Raw genomic sequence first — 21660 nt, 5'->3', positions numbered from 1 at the left:
CCGGTCTTTTCAGGGGCGCGGGGAACCGCGGACCGGCCGAATGGCTCCCGCGGGTCACCACCGGCCCCAGAGGGGTGGATCGGTATGTCCTCGGACCACCGGCCCGGCGGGGGCTTGTCGCGCGGTTGCCCGCGCCCCTGAAAAACGAGGCACCGCCTCACGTGAGGCGGACGCGGGGGCCGCGCCCCGCACGGGGTACCGCACCTTGCCGGGAGGCGGCATGGCACGATGAACGGCATGTCCGCGTTGACCGATCTCTCGTCGTTCTCGGCGTATCCGATCATTCAGGCGCCGATGGCCGGAGGCGCGTCGAATCCGCAGCTCGCCGCGGCCGTGGGGGCGGCGGGCGGCCTGGGCTTTCTGGCCGCCGGGTACAAGACCTCCGAGGCGATGTACGAGGAGATCCGGCAGGTCCGGCATCTCAGCTCGCACCCGTTCGGGGTGAATCTCTTCATGCCGCAGCCCGCGACGGCCGATCCGTCCGCGGTCGCGGTGTACGCCGAGCAGCTGGCGGGGGAGTCCGCCTGGTACGGGACGCCGCTGGGCGACCCGGACAGCGGGACCGACGACGCGTACGACGCGAAGGTCGCGATCCTGCTGGAGGACCCGGTGCCGATGGTGAGCTTCACCTTCGGGTGCCCGGAGCGCTCGGTGCTCGACGCCTTCGCGAAGGCCGGTACGTACACCGTCGTGACGGTGACCTCGCCGTCCGAGGCGCTGGCCGCCCAGTGGTCGGGGGCGGACGCGGTGTGCGTCCAGGGCGTGGAGGCGGGCGGCCACCAGGGCACCCACCGCGACGACCCGCAGCTCGACGGCGCGGGTTTCGGGCTGCTGTCGCTGGTGCCGCAGGTACGCGAGGCCGTGCAGCTGCCGCTGATCGCGGCGGGCGGGCTCATGCGCGGCGGGCAGGTCGCGGCGGTGCTCGCGGCGGGCGCGGACGCGGCGCAGCTCGGCACGGCGTTCCTGGTCTGCCCGGAGTCCGGGGCGAGTCCGCTGCACAAGCGGGCCGTCACCGATCCGGTCTTCGCCCGCACCGAACTGACCCGCGCCTTCTCCGGGCGGCCCGCGCGCGGGCTGCTCAACCGCTTCATCCGCGAGCACGGGCCGTACGCGCCGCCCGGATACCCGCAGATCCACCACCTCACCTCCGGGCTGCGCAAGGCCGCCGCCGCGGCGGGCGATCCGCAGGGCATGGCCCTGTGGGCCGGTCAGGGTCACCGGCTGGCCCGTGACGTCTCCGCCGGGCGCCTGGTCGAACTCCTCGTCGAAGAACTCCACGCCGCCCGGGAGGCGCTCGCATGACGGCCCCCGTCTTCCTGGTCGAACCCGCCGCGCTGGACGGCTCCCCGTCCACCGTCACCCTCACCGGGTCCGAGGGGCGGCACGCGGTCTCCGTGCGCCGCCTCACGCCCGGCGAGGCGATCGTCCTCACGGACGGGGGCGGGCGCGGTGCGTACGGGGTGGTCGCCGCCGTCTCCGGCAAGGACGTGCTCGACGTCGAGGTACGCGAGACGCGGGTCGAACCCGAGCCCGCCGTGCGGATCACCGTCGTCCAGGCGCTGCCCAAGGGGGACCGCGGGGAGCTGGCCGTCGAGACCATGACGGAGGCCGGGGTCGACGCCGTCGTTCCCTGGGCGGCGGCCCGCTGTGTCACCCAGTGGCGCGGTGACCGGGGCGCCAAGGCCCTGGCGAAGTGGCGGTCCACCGCGCGGGAGGCCGCCAAGCAGGCGCGGCGCCTGCGGTTTCCCTCCGTGGCGGACCTGATGACGACCCGTCAGGTCGCCGGGCTGTTGGCCGGCGCCGAATTCGCCGGGGTCCTCCATGAGGAGGGCTCGGCCGCGCTGGCCTCCGCCGCGCTGCCCGCGTCCGGGTCCGTCGTGCTCGTCGTCGGGCCGGAAGGCGGGGTCTCCGCCGAGGAGATCGCCACGCTCGCCGCCACCGCCTATCGCCTGGGCCCCACCGTCCTGCGCACCTCCACCGCCGGGGTGGCCGCCGCCTCCGTCCTCCTCGCCCGCACCGGCCGCTGGTCCTGACCTTCCGACCCACCCGGCCTTACGGGCGGGGCAGCCACCCGTAAGGGGAAGGTCCTGCCTTCGGGGGATTTACGGGAGGGCGGTCGCGGGCGGAGGTTGGGGGGATGGGACGAATGGGGACATGGGGAGCCGGGGGGATGGCCGTGACGGCCGCCCTGATGGCGATGACGATCAGCGGATGCGACCCGGCGGACGGGCTGGGGGCGAGCGCGGTGTCGGCGACGACCGACCAGTTGGCGACGCGGGCGCTCAAGAAGGACGATATCGACGTGAGTTGGCTGTCGTGCAGCGCGACGACGGGCAGGACCGAGGACGACGTCGACTGCCTCGGCCGGACCGACCACGACGAGAAGATCACCGTAAAGGGCACGGTGACCAAGCAGTTGGACGACAAGTGCGTCCAGGGCCACCTGACCGCGGTGGTCGGAAAGAAGACCGTCTTCGACGTACGAGGTCTCGGAAACTGCTCGGCGAAGACATGATCGCCGTCGCTAGGCTGGCGTGGTGACCGACCACGACCAGCACGTGACGCGGCAGCCGCGCCCGAGCGCGCCGCAGCCCTCCTACCTCCGACACCCGCACCCGCACGGCGACTTCCTCGCGTTCGCCGCCGAGGACGACGTGTGGGTCGCGCCGCTGGACGGCGGCCGGGCGTGGCGGGTGAGCGCGGACAACATGCCGGTCGGACGGCCCAGGGTCTCGCCCGACGGCGAGTGGGTGGCGTGGACGTCGACCAGGGACGGGGCGCCCGAGGTGCACGCCGCGCCCCTGGAGGGCGGCCTGGCCAGCCGGTTGACGTACTGGGGCAACGTACGGACGGCCGTGCGGACGTGGACGCTGGACGGCGAGCTGGTCGCGGTCACGCCGTACGGCGAGGCGTCCTCGCGGCGGACATGGGCGCGGGCGGTGCCGCTGGACGGCGGGCCCGCACGGACCCTGCCGTACGGCCCGGTCGGCGATCTCGCGTACGGCCCGGACGGCGCGGTGCTGATCCAGTCGCCGACGATGAGCAGGGAAGCCGCGCACTGGAAGCGCTACCGCGGCGGCACGGCGGGCAAGTTGTGGATCGACCGCGCGGGCGACGGCGCCTTCGAGCGGGTGCACCAGGACCTCGACGGCAACATCGAGTGCCCGATGTGGGTCGGCGACCGCATCGCGTTCCTGTCCGACCACGAGGGCGCCGGAGCGCTCTATTCGAGCCTGCCCGACGGCACCGGCCTGCGCCGCCACACCCCCGCGGACGGCATCGACGGCTTCTACGCCCGGCAGGCCGCCACCGACGGCGCCCGCGTGGCGTACATGGCCGGGGGCCGCGTCCACCTGCTGGACGACCTGACCGACGCCGACGCGGCACCGCGCGAGATCGAGGTACGCCTCGGCGGCCAGCGCGCCGACCTGCGGCCGTACCCCGTACGCGCCGCCCGGTACCTCGGGGACGCGCGCCCCGACCACACCGGCCGGGGCAGCGCCCTGGAGATCCGCGGCACCACGCACTGGCTGACCCACCGCGGCGGCCCGGCACGGGCGTTGGCGGCCGACCCCGGCGTCCGTACCCGGCTGCCGCGGGTGTTCGGGCAGGGCGGCGCCGACGGCGAGCAGCAGGTGGTGTGGGTCACCGACGCGGACGGCGAGGACGCCCTGGAGGTCGCCCCCGCCGTCGGCCTGCCGGCCGGCACCGCGCCGCGCAGGCTCGCCGCGGGCCGCCTGGGCCGGGTGCTGCACATGGAGGTCTCGCCGGACGGCCACCGCATCGCCGTCGCCTCGCACGACGGCCGGGTGCTGCTGGTCGAGACGCAGACCGGCGAGGTGCGCGAGGTGATCGCGGGCGACTCGGGCGACGCGTCCGGCCTCGCCTTCTCGCCCGACTCGGCCTGGCTCGCCTGGTCGCAGCCGGGCCCCGGCGAACTGCGGCAGTTGAAGATCGCCGCCACCGCCGACCTGTCGGTGGCCGACGCGACCCCGCTGCGGTTCAACGACTTCGCGCCCGCCTTCACCGCCGACGGCCGCCACCTGGCGTTCCTGTCCGAGCGCGCCTTCGACCCGGTCTACGACGCGCACGTCTTCGACCTGTCCTTCCCCAACGCCTGCCGCCCGCACCTGATCACGCTGTGCGCGACGACGCCCTCGCCGTTCGGCCCGCAGCGCCACGGCCGCCCGTACGACGCCGACGAGGACGACCAGGACGGCCCGGCCAAGGAGGAGCAGGACGGCGCGGGGAAGGAGAGCGGCGGCGAGGGCAAGAAGGACGACCGGCCGCGTACGCCCGTCACCCGCGTCGACCTGGAGGGCCTGGCCGACCGGATCGTGCCCTTCCCCGTCGAGGCCGGGCACTACTCGGGGCTGCGCGCCGCCAAGGGCGGTGTGCTGTGGCTGCGCCACCCGCTGGTCGGCGCGCTCGGCGCGGCCCTGGCCACCCCGGACGCCCAGCCGCCCCACACCGTGCTGGAGCGGTACGACCTGGCGCAGCTCCGTATCGAGGAGATCGCCGACGACGCCGACGCCTTCGCGGTCACCGGCGACGGCGCCAAGGTGCTGCTCACCAACGGATCGCGGCTGCGGATCACGCCCGCCGACAGCAAGTCCGACGCGGACGACGAATCCGGCGGCTCCGTCACCGTCGACCTGACCCGGGTCCGGGTCACCGTCCGCCCGCAGGACGAGTGGCGGCAGATGTACGACGAGACGCACCGGCTCATGCGCGACAACTTCTGGCGCGCCGACATGGGCGGCGTCGACTGGGCAGCGGCGGGCGAGCGCTACCGGCCGCTGCTCGACCGGATCGCCACCCACGACGACCTGATCGACCTGCTGTGGGAGCTGCACGGCGAGCTGGGCACCTCGCACGCCTACGTCATCCCGTCCGGCGGCCACTTCGACCCGCTGCACCGGCAGGGTCTGCTCGGCGCGGACATCTCCGGTACGGAAGACGGCGGTTGGCGGATCGACCGGGTGCTGCCCGGCGAATCCTCCGACCCGTACGCCCGCTCCCCGCTGGCCGCGCCGGGCGTCGCCGTCCGCGCGGGCGACCTCCTGCTGGCGGTGGACGGCCACCGCGTCGACCCGGTGACGGGACCGGGACCGCTGCTGGTCGGCACCGCGGGCAAGCCGGTGGAACTGACCGTCGCCCCCGCCGCGGGCGGCCCCGTACGCCATGTCGTGGCCGTACCGCTCGCCGACGAGGAACCGCTGCGCTACCACGACTGGGTCGCCGACCGCCGCGCCCACGTCCACCGCGCGTCCGGCGGGCGGCTGGGCTATCTGCACGTGCCCGACATGGTCGGCAGCGGCTGGGCGCAGCTCCACCGCGACCTGCGCGTCGAGGTCGCCCGCGAGGGCCTGGTCGTGGACGTCCGCGAGAACCGCGGCGGCCATACGTCGCAGCTCGTCGTGGAAAAGCTGGCGCGTCGGGTCGTCGGCTGGGACCTGCCGCGCGACGCGCACCCGGTCAGCTATCCGCAGGATGCCCCGCGGGGGCCGATTGTGGCTGTCGCCAACGAGTTCTCCGGGTCCGACGGGGATATCGTCAACGCCGCGATTCGGGCTCTCGGCATCGGGCCTGTGGTCGGTACCCGCACCTGGGGCGGGGTCATCGGCATCGACAACCGGTACCACCTGGTCGACGGGACGGCTGTCACGCAGCCGAAGTACGCCTTCTGGTTGGAGGGGTACGGCTGGGGCGTCGAGAACCATGGGGTTGATCCGGACGTCGAGGTCGTTCACGCTCCGCAGGATTCGGTTGGCGGGCGGGATCCGCAGCTTGACACTGCCGTGGGCATGGCGCTTGCCGCGCTGGAGGAGTCTCCGGCCAAGAGGCCGCCGGAGCTGCCGGGTATGGGCGGTTGATCGGGTCGGCGGTGGTTGGCCCTTCGGGCCTGGTTTTGCCCGCCCGCCCACCCGTGCGGGTGCTTTCTCCGTCTGCGGGTGCCGCTTGTGCCTGGTCGGTGCCGGTCCGGGGCACCTCCTCGAAACGCGGCTACCTGCTCTCCTGTATCCGGCACCCTCCCTGTCACCGCATTTCTGCGGGGGCACCCCGGCCCGTCCCCTCCCGGTCCGTCGGCGTCCGCCTGTCCGGTGGGGGTTGCCGGGGGAGGGGGGCCCAGGAGGGGAGGACCCGAGGTCCCCGCATGCCTCATCTGTCCGTGCCGGTCCGTACGAAGGGAACCTCGATGTCCCAGCCTGGAGACCGACCCCCGGCGCTGCCGCCCGCTGTCGACTCCATGACGTTGCTCGTCGCGGCCGTCATCGTCCACGACACCGTTGCCGACCGGGTCCTGCTGCTCCAGCGCGGTGAGCGGTCCAAATTCGGCCAGGGCATGTGGGACCTCCCGGTCGGCAAGAGCGACCCGGGGGAGCCGGTCACCGCCACGGCCGTCCGGGAGCTGCACGAGGAGACCGGCCTCACCGTCGACCCCGGCGACCTGACCCTCGCTCACGTCGTGCACGGCGCGTGGGGAGTGGAGTCCCCGGCCGGATTCCTCACCGTGGTCTTCGCCACCCGCACCTGGCACGGCCAGCCGGAGAACCGCGAGCCCGGCAAGCACAGCCAGGTCCGCTGGACGCCCGTCACCGACCTCCCCACCCCCATGGTCCCGTCCACCGACCTCGCCCTCCGCTCCTACCTCGACGGCGGCCTGGCCATCTCCCTCCACGGCTGGCCCCCGACACCCCCACCCGTTCCCCGTCCTCCCTCATAACCCTCCACCCCTCCCCGCCCGCACCCCTCGCCTGCCCTGGGCGGACGGCCAGTCGCGCAGGGCCCGGACCCCACCCAGAGGTACCGACGAAATGGGCCTTACCGAGTGACGAAACGCAGGCATGGGCCGGTGGGGCACCTTCAGGATGTGCCCACGTTCGTCTACCGACCGTCGTGGAAGGAACGCGTTCGCGGCGGCGAACCCGGCCGGCGGTCGGCCGCCCAAGCACGGTGGCGAGTTCGTCTTCGGTAACCCCGCCACCTGGGGTGATGAGCAAGCGGTCACCACCACCTCCACCCGCCGCTACGGCACGGCCATCGCCCGGGCCTGGGACCGCCTCCACCCGCGCCTGACCCGCCGTGCGGCCTGGCTGGACCACGACGGCGAGCTGCCGCTCCTCGAAGGCACGGTGATCCGGCTGGCCGTCGAGGAGCTGCCCGGCGGCGGGGTGAACTGGCCGGTCTGGCTCTGGTGGTCGCGCACCGGCGCCGCCCCGAACGACGTGGACCGCTGCTGGCAGTCGTTCCTGCGGAGGTTCGACCTGGAGCACACGTTCCGCCTGCTCAAGCAGACGCTCGGCTGGACGCGTCCGCGCCTGCGCGACTCGGCGGCGGCCGACCGCTGGACCTGGCTGGTGATCGCCGCCCACAGCCAGCTCCGCCTCGCCCGCCCGCTCGTCGCCGACCTCCGCCACCCCTGGGAGAAGCCGGCGGAACCGAACAAGCTCACCCCCGCCCGCGTCCGACGCTGGTTCCGAACCTCCGCACGAAGTCCCCCTCGCCAGCGCGGGCGCCGAAACCCACCCGCCCCGGGCCCGGCCTGTCTCTGGGATCGAAGAACCAGCGGCCCGCCGCCCGCTACGAGGTGGGCAGAGTCCTGGCCACCGGCGAGGCGTACGCCCGCCCTGCCCACCACGAGAAGGGCACCAAACGGAGAAGGACCGCGGCGAAATGCTGAACTCGCTCAGCGCACTGGAGCAGGTGTCTCCGCAAGAACACCGACGCCGTGCACGCGCATCGACTCAGTCAGCGTGAGCGGATTGACGCCCAGGGCCGAGGCGATCTCGTCGGCCATGTCGAAGGCACGCCACTTCCACTCCTCCTCGGCATCACCGTTGCGCGCGCTCTCCTCCCAGACGGGCGGCAGACCCATCCGCTCCCGCTCCGCCCGTTCCTGCACAAGCGGTTCCCCCAGTGTGAGGAGTCCGTCGTCGACCTGGCCGGTCTCGCAGTAGCGCCGCACCACCACCCCGTGCTCTGCGATCAGCCAGGCCGAGCCGTCGTTCTGTGTACCGAAGTAGTACGCCTGCGCCCCTCCGTAGCGGGAGCTGAGGTCGACGCACAGGCGCAGGACCTCGTCACTTCTGTCGGTGTTGCACGGATCGCACCACGGGCCGATCACCAGAGTCCATCCCTCGATCTCGGGGCTCACGTAGACCCGGGCCAGTCCGTCCGGATTGTCCTCGGCCTCTCCGTGGCCGTCCTCGTCGATGACAGCCTCGGCCTCGGCGAACGTCACGGGTACGGGCCGGGTGAGGCCCAGGGACGCAATGACTCCCGCTTGGTCCCCGGTCGGTACGGCGATCCAGTAGAGCCAGCATGTCGACAGCGGCCTTGGCTGGTCGTCTCTCGCGATTCTCACGACCGCAGCCTGCCATTACGGGGCCCGCTTGGTATGCCCCCGCGGTGACGCACCGGCAGCACGCTGCGGGCGGGCTACGTCATCAACTCGATGTGCGGATGTTCGGCATTCGCCGTGCAGACGAACAGATGCTGCCGGTAGCCGCTGCCTATCTGGACCCCGGTCGCGTTGTAGCCGCGGTGGCCCGGGTACGGTCCGGCACCGGGGTGGGGGTGCGGAGACCAGCTGTTCCCGGCGTCGTCCCCTTCCTCGAACGTGGCGACGGTCATCAGAACCTCCATACGAGTACCGCACTCGGAGCAGCGTTCCGGGTCGGGGTCGGTGGAGTCCCAGGCGGGCCAGCCGCCGACCTTCCAGCCGGGTGCGTTGGACAGCGCGCAGTCGTAGTACGTGTCCGGGTCCATGTCCTCCTCCGCCGCCTGCGGCACGTCCCACTGCCTGATCCGCTCCCGCAGTTCTTCGCTCAGCTCCAGATGGTCGGGATACTCGGTGATCTGCTCCGGTTCGAGCACGCACGGCTCCGGCAGATAGCCGTCGAACTGCACTGCGGGCGGCTCGGGGGGCGTGTCGAGGACGTCGGTGACAGCGGCTGCCGAACGCCAGACGAGCAGGGTCCTGGGCATGATCGGATGATCGAAGGGGCACCACAGCACCTGCAGAAGGTCCTTGCCCTCCGGCGGCCGCAGATCGGGCACGTCGCGTGCGTACAGTTGCGCGACGGGCAGCATCTCTATGGGGCCGTCGTACGACTGGACCGCCAGCCACACTGGACGCGTCCGAGGGGGCCGGATCCGTTCAAGGGCTTCCCGTTCCTCGGCGTTCAGGTCCCGGCCGTACGCGCCGGCGAAGATCCGGCGTTCCTGCCGCAGATCCGCTGGGGACCGGACCGGGTTGACGCCGTCCACCACATGCGGTTCCTCGCAGTACGGCCACGGCTCGTCGGCGGGCCACAGCAGCGGCCCGCCGATCGAGCTGTCGTGCCGCGTCGGCGCACCGGGACGGGGGTGCAGGCGGGTCGCCGTGCGGGCCAGTGGGGCCAGTTCGGGAAAGACCGCGACAACGTCGATCGGCCGTGGCGGAGTGACGGGAGTGACATTCATGGCCGCAATCTTGCCAATCTCCTCTGACAATGGCCTTCGTGGCCCGCCCCACGAAGAGCTCCGGCACGGGCGCCACCCGGGAGAAGCCCTACCGCCGGTCCGCCGCCGGAAGATGGCCCGCGAACAGGTCCACGATCGCCGCGTGGCTGTCCGTCCACGCGCGTGATTCGTCGCCACGTACCACTTCCATTCGGGTGCTATGAGATACCTTGGCGCGCCGCAAACCCGGCCGGGAGCTGCATCCACAGAGCTCGGGATCCCACCCACCCCCTCGGCCCACCCCCACCGGACCGTGGGACGCCGACGTACCCGAGCCCACCCCCCTCCCCGGCAACCCCCACCGGCAGGCGGGCGCCGATGGACCGGAGGGGTCGGTGCGGGGTGCCCCCGCAGGGGGACGAACGGGCAAGGGCAGAAGCGAGTGGAGGTGGCCGCAGGTTCGTCGCCCGAGGAGGTGCCCCGGGCCGGGACCGACCAGGCACGGGCGGCACCCGCAGACGAAGAAAGCACCCGCACGGGTGGGCGGGCGGGCGGGAAAGACAAGCCGCACAGCGGCGACCCACAAGCGGCGGATAGCATGCACACGACCCGTATCCGTACGAAAAGGGGGCCGCCACCATGGCGGGAGAGCCGCAGGCCAACTGCCTGTTCTGCAAGATCGTGGCCGGCGAAATCCCCGCGACGATCGTGCGTGAGACCGAGACCACCGTCGCCTTCCGCGACATCAGCCCCCAGGCCCCGACCCACGTCCTGGTGATCCCCCGCGTGCACTACCCGGACGGCGCCGCCCTGGCGGCGGCCGAACCCCTGGTGGCCGCCGACGTGCTGCGCGAGGCGGGCGAGGTCGCGGCGCAGGAGAAGGTCGACACGACGGGCTACCGGATCGTCTTCAACACCGGCCCCGGCGCCGGACAGACCGTCTTCCACGCGCACGCCCACGTGCTCGGCGGGCGCGACCTCCAGCGGCTGGTCTGAGGTCCGGCCTTTGTCGGTACGCGAACTGGTCGTCCTCGGCACCGCCAGCCAGGTGCCGACCCGGCACCGCAATCACAACGGGTACGTCCTGCGCTGGGACGGCGAGGCGATCCTCTTCGATCCCGGCGAGGGCACCCAGCGGCAGATGCTGCACGCGGGCGTCGCGGCGCACGACCTCACCCGGATCTGCGTCACGCACTTCCACGGCGACCACTCGCTGGGCCTGGCGGGTGTGCTCCAGCGGATCAGCCTCGACCGCGTCCCGCACCCGGTCACCGCGCACTACCCGGCCAGTGGGCAGCGCTTCTTCGAGCGGCTGCGGTACGCCACCGCCTACCACGAGGCCGCCGACCTGCGCGAGGCACCGGTCGCGGCCGACGGGGTGCTCGCCACGACCCCCGCCTTCACGCTGGAGGCGCGCCGGCTCTCCCACCCGGTCGAGTCGTACGGCTACCGGCTCGTCGAACCCGACGGCCGCCGGATGCTCCCCGAGCGGCTGGCCGAGCACGGTGTCGCGGGTCCCGACATCGCCCGGCTGCAACGCGACGGCGGTCTCAACGGCGTCACGCTCGACCAGGTCAGCGAGGTGCGGCGCGGCCAGCGCTTCGCCTTCGTCATGGACACCCGGCTGTGCGACGGGGTCCACGCCCTCGCCGAGGGCTGCGACCTGCTGGTCATCGAGTCGACCTTCCTGGACGAGGACGCGGGACTGGCCGCCGACTACGGCCATCTGACGGCCGGTCAGGCCGCCGCCGTCGCACGGGACGCGGGCGTACGGCACCTCGTCCTCACCCACTTCTCGCAGCGCTACGGCGATCCGGCCGTCTTCGAACGGCAGGCGAGGACGGCCGGTTACCAGGGCGAGCTGACCGTCGCCCACGACCTGATCCGCGTCCCGGTCCCGCGCCGCCGCTGAGCCCGAACCCCCTGAAAGCGAACCCCGCCATGCCCCCCATCCCCAAGGCCGAACTGCACCTGCACATCGAGGGCACCCTGGAGCCCGAGCTGGCCTTCGAGCTCGCCGCGCGCAACCGGGTCGCGCTGCCGTACCCGACGGCCCAGGCGCTGCGGCAGGCGTACTCCTTCACCGACCTCCAGTCCTTCCTCGACCTGTACTACGCGCTGATGGCCGTCCTGCGCACGGAGGAGGACTTCGCCGAGCTGATGGGCGCGTATCTGGCGCGGGCGGCGGAGCAGGGCGTACGGCACGCGGAGGTGTTCTTCGACCCGCAGGCGCACATCGCGCGCGGGGTGCCGATCGGGACGGTCGTGGAGGGCCTGGCCGGGGCGCTGGAGCGCGAGGGGCGGCGGCACGGGATCAGCGGCGGCCTGATCATGTGCTTCCTGCGGGACGAGTCCGAGCGGTCGGCGCTGGACACCTTCGAGGCGGCGCGCCCGTACTTCGGCTCGGGCGCCGGCCCCGGCCTCATCACCGGCGTCGGCCTGGACTCGGCGGAGGTCGGGCACCCGCCCGCGAAGTTCCGCGAGGTGTACGAGCGGGCTGCGGCGGCCGGGCTGCGGCGGGTCGCGCACGCGGGGGAGGAGGGGCCGCCCGCGTACATCGGCGAGGCCCTCGACGTGCTGGGCGTGGAGCGGATCGACCATGGCATCCGCTGCCTTGAGGACCCGGCGCTGGTGGCCAGGCTGGTCCGCGAACAGGTGCCGCTGACGGTCTGCCCGCTGTCCAACGTCCGGCTGCGCTGCGTCGGTTCACTGGCCGCCCACCCGCTGCCGCGCATGCTCGCGGAGGGCCTGCGCGTCACCGTCAACTCCGACGACCCCGCCTACTTCGGCGGCTACGCGGACGACAACTTCGCGGCGGTGCGCGCCGCCCTCGCTCTCACCGAGGAGGACGAGCGCACCCTGGCCCGCAATTCGTTCCTCGCCGCCTTCCTCGACCACGACGAGCCGCGCAGGGCGGCGTGCCTGGCCGAGGTGGAGGCGTACGCGTTCGGCTGACGCCTCTTCGCGTCCTACGGCAGGAAGTACATCGGGTTCGGCAGCTTGAAGGACTTGTCCGCGTAGCCGCCGGTCAGGTCGCTGTACTGGTCGCCGAAGTTGCCGACGATGTTGTAGCCGAGCGACTCGATGTGCTTGCGGGTACCGGACTTGTACTCGATGGTCGTGCACGTCGAGCCGCACGGCAGGTACGACGGCGGGCTGGCCGCGTTCTTCAGGTAGAGGTGCGCGGCGTCGGCGGCCGGCTTGTAGCCGACGGCGGCCAGATTCCGTACGGTGTCGGCGCGCTGGGCCTCCGGGCGGCCGGTGACCCAGAAGACCGTGATGCCCTGGTCCGCCGCCCAGTTGGTCAGCTTCTCCATGCCGAAGACGGCGTCCATGTTCTTGTTCGCGATGTACGCCGAGTTGCTGGCGGGCGTGTAGGCGAAGCCCACCTCCAGCTCGTAGTTGTACGTGTTCAGGCTGGTGTCGTCGACGTCCAGCACGATGGCGGGCTTGGCCGCGTGGCCGCCGTGGCCTCCGTGGCCGACCTCGTGGGCCAGATACTGCTTGGCCTTGGCCTCGATGCCCGCGACCTGCTTGGCGTAGTTGCTGCTCGGCGACGCGAAGTGCTCGCCCGAGGCGTCCACGGTGTCGCCGTAGTACGCCTTGATCTCACTGACCACGTCGGTGAGGTTGGGGATCTGCTTGTCGCTGCGCGGCACGGAATCGTGGGCGCCGGCGACGCCGACTCCGTAGACCGTGGCGCCCAGCGACGCCGCGACCACGGCGACGGCCAAGGTGCGGGTGCGGGCGGAGAGTCGGGCTCGGGGCATGACGGTGCTCCTTCAACGCTCGGTTGGTGCCGGTGAACCTAGACCCGTCGATCCTGGCTGGTCAAGGGAGGTCTACGCGCGTGGCACCGAGCGCGGGTTCCGTCAACTCGTTTCCCTTGAGTTAACCCGCAGTTCAGAGGCCGTTGCGCCGGGCGGGCCGGATCGGCCGGATCGGCCGGGCGGCCCGGATGGGGCCGGCCGGGCGCCCGCCCGTCAGCGTCGGCCGTCGTCGGGGAGCGCCGCCGCCAGGATTCGCGCCGCGACCGCCGGGGAGTCCACCAGCGGGTGCAGCGCGAGCGCCCGCAGCGCGGCCCGGCGCGAACCGGTGGCCGCCGCCTCGATCGCCGCCCGCTCCACGGCCTTCAGCTCCAGCATCAGCCCCGCCTGGTGCTCGTCCGGCGCCGCCACCGGCAGCGGCCTCGCCCCGAACGCCCCGACCTCGCACGGCACTTCGACCACGGCCTCCGGGTCGAGGAACGGCACCGCCCCGCCGCCCGGCACATTGAGGATCAGCGTCGTCCGCTCGTCCCGCGCGATGGCCCGCATCAGCGCGAGCGCCACCCGGTCGTAACCGCCGCCGTCCAGATCGTGCGGGTCGCGCTCCCAACCGCCGGACGCGGCACGGCTGTCCGCCATGTACGTCTCCTCGCGCTCCCGCCGGGTCCGCTCCCACAACTCCTTTGCCCGGCCCGGCTGTTCATCGGCCGCGACGAAGAACGCGCCCTGCTGCCGGTCCAGGAACTCACCGCGCGTGGCGTCCGCGGCGCGCACCGCGGCCAGCGACTCGCGCCGGAAGTAGTAGTAGTGCAGATACTCGTTGGGCAGCGAGCCCAGCGCGACCAGCCACTCGGGGCCGAAGAGCCGGCCCTCCTCGAAGGTGCCGAGTGCCGCCGGGTCGGCCAGCAGGCCCGGCAGCAGGTCCGTACCGTCGACCGTCAACTTCCGCAGCCAGCCGAGGTGGTTGAGGCCCACGTAGTCGTAGCCGAAGCCCGGTCCGTCCGGGTCCGCGCCCGCCGCCCGCGCCGCCCGCCGCACCAGCCCCACCGGCGAGTCGCAGATCCCGATCACCCGCGGGCCCAGCACCCGGCTCATCGCCTCGGTCACCATCCCGGCCGGATTCGTGAAGTTGATGACCCACGCGTCCGGCGCCACCGCCTTGACCCGTTCCGCCACCGCCGTCGCGACCGGCAGCGTCCGCAGCCCGTACAGCACCCCGCCCGCGCCGACCGTCTCCTGGCCCAGCACGCCCTCGGCCAGCGGCACCCGCTCGTCCGAGACGCGGCCCGCGGTGCCGCCGACGCGGATCGCCGAGAAGACGAACCGCGCTCCGCGCAGGGCGTCGTCCAGGTCCGTCGTCGCCCGCACCGGCGGCCCGCCCGGCATCGTCGCCAGCACCGCCGTGATCACCCGCAGCCGCCGCGGGTCCGTGTCGTACAGCACGACGTCACTGACCGTGGGGTCGTCGAGCAGGGCTCGGTACACGAGGGGGACGCGGAAGCCGCCGCCTCCCAGAATCGTCAGGCGCATGCGCGGTGACCTTCCGTCCTGCCTGGCTGATGTCGTCCCCCGGATCTTCCCCCGGCGGGGGCTCGCCGCGCCCACCGGCCCCGCGGTGCGTCAACCGACATCAGGTGGCGGTACGTGCAGCCCCGGGCGCGGACGCCGTGGCACAGTGACGGGATGGACGACATGCCCGTTCTCGACCCCCTCGGCACGCTCCGCGCGGCGGGCGACCCGGCGACCGACGTCTACCTGACCGGCACCGTGTTCCTGGACATCATCTTCACGGGACTGGACAGCGCGCCCGTACGCGGCACCGAGTCGTGGGCGCGGGGGATGGGTTCGAGCCCCGGCGGGATCGCGAACATGGCGACGGCGCTGGCGAGGCTCGGGCTGCGGACGACGCTGGCGGCGGCGTTCGGGGACGACGTGTACGGCGACTACTGCTGGGACAGCCTGTCGTCGGGCGAGGGCATCGACCTGGCGCCGTCGCGGCGCATCCCCGGCTGGCACTCGCCGGTGACGGTGTCGATGGCGTACGAGGGCGAGCGGACGATGGTCAGCCACGGGCACGAGGCGCCGCCCGCGCAGGAGTCGGTGCCCGCCTGCCCGCCGCCCGCGCGGGCGGCGGTGGCATCGCTCGGGCACCACGGCAGGGCGGGCGACCAGGAGCGGGACCAGGAGTGGATCGGGGCCGCGGCCGCCTCGGGGACGAAGGTCTTCGCGGACGTCGGCTGGGACGAGACCGGCCGCTGGGACCCGGCAGACCTGGATGGGCTACGGCACTGCGCCGCGTTTCTGCCGAACGCCGAGGAGGCCATGCGGTACACCCGGACGGCCTGCCCGCGCGAGGCCGCCAGGGCCCTGGCCGAACGGGTGCCGCTCGCGGTGGTGACCCTCGGCTCCGAGGGCGCCTTCGCCGTGGACTCCGGCAGCGGAGAGACGGCCGAGGTGCCCGCCCTGATCGTGGAGGCCCTGGACCCCACGGGCGCGGGCGACGTCTTCGTCGCCGGATTCGTGACCGGCACGCTCGCCGCCTGGCCGCTGGCCGACCGGCTGGCCTTCGCGTCGCTGTGCGCGGCGCTGTCCGTGCAGGAGTTCGGCGGCTCGCTGTCCGCGCCCGGCTGGGCCGAGATCGCCGCCTGGTGGCAGCAGACGAAGGCGCGGGCGCGGGCCGCCGCGGACCCGGGCCCCTGCGACCCCGCCTCCCCGCTCGGCCGCTACGCCTTCCTCGACGCCCTGCTGCCCACCGACCCCCGGCCCTGGCCGCTGCGCCGCGCCGTCCCCACCGTCGGCTTCCGCCCCGCCTGAGCCCCGGCCCGCGGGCCGCTCCCCGCGCCCCCGCCCGGACCCTCGCCCGCGCCCCTGCCCACGCGGCTCCCCGTGCCCCTTCCGCCGCGGGCACACCGCCAAATCCCCTCGGCGGGCGCGGCGCGGCGTCGTACGCTTGGAACCCCCAGGCCCCTCCGGGCCTGCCGATCAGCAGAAAGCGGGATGAGCAGGCCCTAGCGCCGGCCCATGACTCAGACACCGACCAAGCAGCAGCCGCAGCCGCCGCAGCAGGCGCGCGCCCACTTCGTCGTACCGGCCAAGCACCCCATGGTGACCGTCCTGGGATCGGGAGACGCTCTCCTCCGCGTGATCGAGCAGGCGTTCCCGGCCGTCGACATCCACGTCCGAGGCAACGAGATCAGCGCCGTCGGCGAAGCCCCCGAGGTGGCCCTGGTCCAGCGGCTCTTCGACGAGATGATGCTGGTGCTGCGCACCGGCCAGCCGATGACCGAGGACGGGGTGGAACGCTCCATCGCCATGCTCAGGGCCAACGGCACGGCGGTCGACCCGGACGCGGAGACGCCTGCCCAGGTCCTCACGCAGAACATCCTGTCCAGCCGCGGCCGCACGATCCGCCCCAAGACGCTCAACCAGAAGCGGTACGTGGACGCGATCGACACCCACACCATCGTCTTCGGCATCGGCCCCGCGGGCACCGGCAAGACCTACCTGGCCATGGCCAAGGCCGTCCAGGCCCTCCAGTCCAAGCAGGTCAGCCGGATCATCCTCACCCGCCCCGCGGTCGAGGCCGGCGAACGCCTCGGCTTCCTGCCCGGCACCCTCTACGAGAAGATCGACCCGTACCTGCGCCCGCTCTACGACGCCCTGCACGACATGCTCGACGCCGACTCCATCCCCCGCCTGATGGCAGCGGGCACGATCGAGGTCGCCCCGCTGGCATACATGCGCGGCAGGGCGCAGCCGGTCTTCACGAAGGTGCTGACACCGGACGGTTGGCGTCCGATCGGCGACCTCCAGGTCGGTGACCTCGTCGTCGGATCCGACGGCGAACCGACCCCGGTTCTCGGTGTCTACCCGCAGGGCGAGAAGGACATCTACCGTGTCACGGCCCAGGACGGGGCTTCGACACTGGCCTGCGGGGACCACTTGTGGACGGTCAGGACGGCTTCGGACAAGCGCCGCGACAAGCCGTGGCGAGTCCTGGAGACCAAGGAGATGATCGGCAGCCTCCGCGCGGCCCACGCCCGCCGGTATGAGCTTCCGTTGCTCACGGCGCCGGTGTGCTTCCCGGAGCGCGACGTCCCGATGGACCCGTACGCCCTCGGTCTCCTGCTCGGAGACGGGTGCCTCACCGGCTCCACCACACCGTCGTTCGCCACCGCCGACCCGGAACTCGTCACCGCTCTGGAAGCGGCGTTGCCCGGCGTGACCGTCCGGCACAAGGGCGGGCCTGACTACACGCTCAACCGTGTCAGGACACCCGGCGATGTCATCACCACCGTGAACCCGGTGACCGCGGCGCTGCGCACCCTTGACCTCCTCGGCAACACGTCGGGCTCGAAGTTCGTGCCGGACGGTTATCTCAACAACTCCGCCGAGATCCGGCTGGCCCTGCTCCAGGGTCTGCTGGACTCCGACGGAGGGCCGGTCACTCAGTCGGATCGCACCTGCCGTATCCAGTACACGACGACATCGATCCTGCTCAGGGACGATGTCATCGCGCTGGTCCAGTCGCTCGGCGGAGTCGCGTACACCCGTCGACGTGCGGCCGAGGGTCGGAAGCCCGGAAGGGCCGGGGGACGGGACATCCAGCACCGCCGGGACGCCCACATCATCGACATCCGGCTCCCCGAGGGCATCGAGCCCTTTCGGCTGGCCCGCAAGCGCGACACGTATGACGCGGCCGGCGGGGGTGGCCGCCCCATGCGGTTCATCGACAGCATCGAGCCCGCGGGCCGTGAGGAAGCGGTGTGCATCCAGGTGGCGGCGGCCGACTCGCTCTACGTCACCGAGGACTATCTGCTGACGCACAACACGCTCAATGACGCGTTCATCATCCTCGACGAGGCGCAGAACACCAGCGCCGAGCAGATGAAGATGTTCCTCACCCGGCTCGGCTTCGACTCGAAGATCGTCATCACCGGTGACGTGACGCAGGTCGACCTGCCGAACGGGACGAAGAGCGGGCTGCGGCAGATCCAGGACATCCTCACCGATATCGAGGACATCCACTTCTCCCGGCTGACGAGCACGGACGTGGTGCGCCATAAGCTGGTCGGACGCATCGTGGACGCCTACGAGCGCTACGACGACAGCATCGCCGGCGCGACCGGTGCCAACGGAAAGTAACCACTTCACCATCATGGCGATCGACGTCAACAACGAGTCCGGCTGGGAGATCGACGAGCGGGCGGTCCTGGACGCCGCCCGCTACGCCCTTCAGCGCATGCGAATCCACCCGCTCTCCGAACTGTCGGTGATCGTGGTGGACGCCGACGCCATGGAGCAGCTCCACATGCAGTGGATGGACCTGCCGGGGCCGACGGATGTCATGTCCTTCCCGATGGACGAGCTGCGTCCGGGGAAAGAGGACGAGGAGCCGTCGCAGGGGCTGCTCGGCGACATCGTGCTCTGCCCCGAGGTCGCCAAGAAGCAGGCGGAGGAGGCGCCGACGAAGCACTCCATGGACGAGGAACTGCAACTGCTCACCGTCCACGGCGTCCTCCACCTGCTGGGCTACGACCACGAGGAAGCCGACGAGAAGGCCGAGATGTTCGGTCTACAGAAGGCCATTCTGGACGGCTGGCGCGACGAGCAAGGGGCCGAGGGCCCGTCGCCCGCGCCCACCACCCACTGACGCCGACGGTGACTTCCGCATGATCGTCTCCGCTGTTGTCCTGGTCGTCGTCGCCTGGCTCGCCGCCTGCGCCGAGACCGCCATCGCCCGCGTGTCCCGCTTCCGCGCCGAGGACGCGCTGCGTTCCGGCCGCAAGGGCGCCGCCAATCTGCTGGCCGTGGCCTCCGACCCGACCCGCTACCTCAATGTCGCCCTGCTGCTGCGGGTCGGCTGCGAGACGGCCGCGGCCGTCCTGATCACCGTCGTGTGCGACCGGCACTTCGACAGCACCTGGGAAGTCCTCGCCGTCGCGATCGGCGTCATGGTGCTCGTGTCGTACGTGGCCGTCGGCGTCTCACCGCGCACCATCGGCCGCCAGCACCCGATGAACACCGCGACCGCCGCCTCGTACGTCCTGCTGCCGCTGGCCCGCGTCATGGGCCCGGTGCCGGGGCTGCTGATCCTGCTGGGCAACGCGGTGACGCCCGGCAAGGGCTTCAAGCGCGGCCCGTTCGCGAGCGAGGCCGAGCTGCGCGCGATGGTGGACCTCGCGGAGTCCGAGTCGCTGATCGAGGACGAGGAGCGCCGCATGGTGCACTCGGTCTTCGAACTGGGCGACACCATCGTCCGCGAGGTGATGGTGCCGCGGCCCGAACTGGTCATGATCGAACGGTTCAAGACGATCCGTCAGGCCATGACGCTGGCGCTGCGCAGCGGCTTCTCCCGTATCCCGGTGACCGGGGAGAGCGAGGACGACGTCGTCGGCTTCGTCTACCTCAAGGACCTGGCGCGCCGGGTGCACATCAACCGGGAGTCGGAGTCCGAGCCGGTCTCGACGCTGATCAGGCCCGCGTCCTTCGTGCCCGACACCAAGAACGCCGGGGACCTGCTGCGCGAGATGCAGCAGGAGCGCAACCACGTGGCCGTGGTGATCGACGAGTACGGCGGGACCGCCGGGATCGTCACCATCGAGGACATCCTGGAGGAGATCGTCGGCGAGATCACCGACGAGTACGACCGCGAGACGCCCCCGGTCGAGGAGTTGGGCGAGGGCTCGTACCGCGTCACGGCCCGCCTGGACATCGGCGACCTCGGTGACCTGTACGGGGTGGAACTCGACGACGACGACGTCGAGACGGTGGGCGGGCTGCTCGCCAAGTCCCTCGGCCGGGTCCCGATCCCCGGTGCCACCACGGTGGTGCCGCTGCCGGAGGACGGGTCGGGCGACCGCGGTACGGCCGCGCTGCGGCTGACGGCCGAGGCGCCCGCGGGCCGCCGCAACCGTATCCACACCGTCCGGGTCGACCCGGTCGCGGAGGTCCCGGCCTCCTGAGACCCCCGGCCTCCTGAGACCCCCGGGCTCCTGAGGACGGTCGGCCTCCTGAAACCCCCGGGCTCCTGAAACCCCCGGGCCCTGAGACCCCCGGGCTCCTGAGGACGGTCGGCCGGTCAGGGGCGGGTGCGCTCGGCGAGGAAGCGGCGGGCGTGGGCGAGGAACGCCTTGGCGGCGGGGGACGCGCCCGCGTGCTCCCGCCAGGCCAGCGCCAGCCGGGAGCGGACCGCGGGCCGGGTCAGCGGCAGGACGCGCAGGCCGGGGCGTGAGGCGGCGAGACCGGCCGGCAGGAGCGCGACGCCGAGGCCGCGCTCCGCGAGGGCGGCGAGGACTTCCGGGTTGCCCGCCTCGAAGGCGATCCGGGGCGTGAAGCCCGCCGCCGCGCACGCGGTGTCGACGGCGGCCCGCAGCCCGGTGCCGGTGGGCAGGACGATCAGGGGCCGCCCGTCGAGCGCCTTGACGGGCATGGCCCGGCGCCCGGCCAGCGGGTCGCCGGGCGCGACGGCCGCCACCAGCGCGTCGTCGATCACCGTCTGCGTCCCGATGCCCTCGGGCGGTTCCCCGGCGATCCCGGCGAAGGCCAGGTCGTAGCGCCCGGCGCGCAGCCCGGCCAGCAGCCGGTCCGAGGTGTCCTCGCCGAGCGTGATCTCCACGCCCGGATACGCGTCGTGGAAACCGGCGAGCATCCCCGGCACGTCCATGTCGGCGCCCAGCGAGGTGACGGTGCCGATCGCGACCCGGCCGCGTACCAGCCCGGTCAGCTCCTGCGCCGCCAGCCGCGCCCCGGCGACGGCGTCGAGCGCGGCCCGCGCGTACGGCAGCACCGCGCGCCCGGCCTCGGTGAGCCGCACGGTACGGCCCGAGCGGTCGAACAGCGGCTGCCCCAGCTCCCGTTCGAGCTGTCTGACCTGCGCGCTGATCCCCGGTTGCGCCACGTGCAAGGCGGTCGCCGCCCGGGTGAATCCCGCCTCGTCGGCCACCGTCACGAAGTATTCGAGCTGCCGCAGTTCCATAACCGGACATGCTAGCTCGCAGAAGATCCAGATCTTGGACTTATGGACGGGGGCCGTCGAGAATGGACAGCGGGGGAACCGAGGAGCACACGAGGGAGCGCCACACCATGACCGAGAACCGCGCTTACGCCACCCACCCGGAGGACATCGCCCGGCTGTTCGTGGAGCGGGTCAATTCCGGTGACCTGGAAGGGATTCTGGAGCTCTTCGAACCGGACGCGGTGGTCGCCTTCCCGATCGACCGCCCGTCGCGGGGCACGGCGGCGCTGCGCGAGCTGTACGCGGGGCTGCTCGCCGCCAAGCCGGTCTTCGAGGTCGAGGAGCCGCTGCCCACCCTGATCAGCGGTGACCTCGCGCTGACCTCCACCCGCCCGAAGGACGGCACGGGCGGCCGGGTCCAGGTCGCCCGCCGCCAGCCGGACGGCCGCTGGCTGCGCGTCCTGGACCGCCCGGAGAGCTGAGCCCTGG

The 21660-nt window shown here is 72.5% G+C and carries 18 protein-coding genes and 1 pseudogene; 14 read left to right on the top strand and 5 right to left on the bottom strand.

Features of this window, described 5'->3' with window-relative positions; genetic code table 11:
* The first annotated feature begins 237 nt into the window (after positions 1 to 237).
* The 6 genes and pseudogenes from ACIQCJ_RS22480 to ACIQCJ_RS22455 form a co-directional block, all read left to right on the top strand.
* The gene (locus ACIQCJ_RS22480; protein WP_391116785.1) at positions 238 to 1302 is read left to right on the top strand and encodes a nitronate monooxygenase; all 1065 of its coding nucleotides are present in this window, start codon (positions 238 to 240) and stop codon (positions 1300 to 1302) included.
* Positions 1299 to 2033: a 16S rRNA (uracil(1498)-N(3))-methyltransferase gene (locus ACIQCJ_RS22475; protein ID WP_402712312.1), complete on the top strand. Its 735-nt coding sequence runs from the start codon at positions 1299 to 1301 to the stop codon at positions 2031 to 2033. The genes ACIQCJ_RS22480 and ACIQCJ_RS22475 overlap by 4 nt, the downstream gene beginning before the upstream one ends.
* A 137-nt stretch (positions 2034 to 2170) precedes the next feature.
* Complete coding sequence (locus tag ACIQCJ_RS22470; RefSeq protein ID WP_402712311.1) at positions 2171 to 2515, top strand: hypothetical protein; 345 nt, start codon at positions 2171 to 2173, stop codon at positions 2513 to 2515.
* 22 nt (positions 2516 to 2537) lie between these two features.
* Entirely contained in the window at positions 2538 to 5876 is a 3339-nt protein-coding gene (locus ACIQCJ_RS22465; protein ID WP_402712310.1) for a S41 family peptidase, read from the top strand.
* Positions 5877 to 6199: 323 nt separating this feature from the next.
* A complete protein-coding gene (locus ACIQCJ_RS22460; RefSeq protein WP_402712309.1) occupies positions 6200 to 6727 on the top strand; it encodes an NUDIX domain-containing protein in 528 nt (175 codons plus the stop codon).
* A gap of 154 nt (positions 6728 to 6881) precedes the next feature.
* Positions 6882 to 7684, top strand: a pseudogene (locus ACIQCJ_RS22455) (transposase); the annotation flags it as partial.
* A gap of 6 nt (positions 7685 to 7690) precedes the next feature.
* Here ACIQCJ_RS22455 and ACIQCJ_RS22450 read toward each other — a convergent pair.
* Positions 7691 to 8245 (bottom strand): hypothetical protein, encoded by a 555-nt coding sequence (locus ACIQCJ_RS22450; RefSeq protein ID WP_402712308.1) that lies wholly within the window; start codon positions 8243 to 8245, stop codon positions 7691 to 7693.
* A gap of 197 nt (positions 8246 to 8442) precedes the next feature.
* A complete protein-coding gene (locus tag ACIQCJ_RS22445) occupies positions 8443 to 9468 on the bottom strand; it encodes a hypothetical protein (protein ID WP_402712307.1) in 1026 nt (341 codons plus the stop codon).
* Positions 9469 to 10086: 618 nt separating this feature from the next.
* Between ACIQCJ_RS22445 and ACIQCJ_RS22440 the strand changes: the two genes are divergently transcribed.
* From ACIQCJ_RS22440 to ACIQCJ_RS22430, 3 genes are read left to right on the top strand one after another with little or no spacing between them, the layout of a single operon-like run.
* Positions 10087 to 10443 (top strand): histidine triad nucleotide-binding protein, encoded by a 357-nt coding sequence (locus tag ACIQCJ_RS22440; RefSeq protein ID WP_355344491.1) that lies wholly within the window; start codon positions 10087 to 10089, stop codon positions 10441 to 10443.
* Positions 10444 to 10453: 10 nt separating this feature from the next.
* Complete coding sequence (locus tag ACIQCJ_RS22435) at positions 10454 to 11359, top strand: ribonuclease Z (RefSeq protein WP_391160282.1); 906 nt, start codon at positions 10454 to 10456, stop codon at positions 11357 to 11359.
* Positions 11360 to 11388: 29 nt separating this feature from the next.
* Positions 11389 to 12402 carry an adenosine deaminase gene (locus tag ACIQCJ_RS22430; RefSeq protein ID WP_355344496.1) on the top strand — a complete coding sequence of 338 codons (1014 nt, stop codon included), beginning with the start codon at positions 11389 to 11391 and terminating at the stop codon, positions 12400 to 12402.
* Positions 12403 to 12416: 14 nt separating this feature from the next.
* On the opposite strand, the gene ACIQCJ_RS22425 is transcribed toward ACIQCJ_RS22430, so the two are convergent.
* Complete coding sequence (locus ACIQCJ_RS22425) at positions 12417 to 13217, bottom strand: HAD family acid phosphatase (protein WP_401304435.1); 801 nt, start codon at positions 13215 to 13217, stop codon at positions 12417 to 12419.
* Between the two features lie 213 nt (positions 13218 to 13430).
* Complete coding sequence (locus tag ACIQCJ_RS22420; protein ID WP_402712306.1) at positions 13431 to 14744, bottom strand: 6-phospho-beta-glucosidase; 1314 nt, start codon at positions 14742 to 14744, stop codon at positions 13431 to 13433.
* Between the two features lie 153 nt (positions 14745 to 14897).
* On the opposite strand from ACIQCJ_RS22420, the gene ACIQCJ_RS22415 reads away from it, so the two are divergent.
* The 4 genes from ACIQCJ_RS22415 (at position 14898) to ACIQCJ_RS22400 (ending at position 20179) form a co-directional block, all read left to right on the top strand.
* On the top strand, positions 14898 to 16028 hold the full coding sequence (locus ACIQCJ_RS22415; RefSeq protein ID WP_391047496.1) for a PfkB family carbohydrate kinase: 1131 nt from the start codon (positions 14898 to 14900) through the stop codon (positions 16026 to 16028).
* Between the two features lie 207 nt (positions 16029 to 16235).
* Positions 16236 to 18359, top strand: coding sequence for a PhoH family protein (locus ACIQCJ_RS22410; protein WP_402712305.1), 2124 nt, complete (start codon positions 16236 to 16238; stop codon positions 18357 to 18359).
* Positions 18360 to 18372: 13 nt separating this feature from the next.
* Positions 18373 to 18867, top strand: a complete 495-nt coding sequence (gene ybeY, locus ACIQCJ_RS22405) for an rRNA maturation RNase YbeY (RefSeq protein WP_355344834.1) — start codon at positions 18373 to 18375, stop codon at positions 18865 to 18867.
* A gap of 19 nt (positions 18868 to 18886) precedes the next feature.
* Positions 18887 to 20179 carry a CNNM domain-containing protein gene (locus ACIQCJ_RS22400; protein ID WP_391047492.1) on the top strand — a complete coding sequence of 431 codons (1293 nt, stop codon included), beginning with the start codon at positions 18887 to 18889 and terminating at the stop codon, positions 20177 to 20179.
* A gap of 116 nt (positions 20180 to 20295) precedes the next feature.
* Here the strand turns inward: ACIQCJ_RS22400 and ACIQCJ_RS22395 are convergent, their stop codons facing one another.
* A complete protein-coding gene (locus tag ACIQCJ_RS22395) occupies positions 20296 to 21192 on the bottom strand; it encodes a LysR family transcriptional regulator (RefSeq protein WP_402712304.1) in 897 nt (298 codons plus the stop codon).
* 107 nt (positions 21193 to 21299) lie between these two features.
* Between ACIQCJ_RS22395 and ACIQCJ_RS22390 the strand changes: the two genes are divergently transcribed.
* Positions 21300 to 21653: a YybH family protein gene (locus ACIQCJ_RS22390; RefSeq protein WP_402712303.1), complete on the top strand. Its 354-nt coding sequence runs from the start codon at positions 21300 to 21302 to the stop codon at positions 21651 to 21653.
* Positions 21654 to 21660: the final 7 nt, after the last annotated feature.

Origin of the sequence: Streptomyces sp. NPDC093221 (assembly GCF_044753885.1) — a bacterium.
Classification (GTDB): Bacteria; Actinomycetota; Actinomycetes; order Streptomycetales; family Streptomycetaceae; genus Actinacidiphila.
Note: the sequence above shows the minus strand (reverse complement) of the source record. Positions and strands in the feature narration are given on the sequence as shown.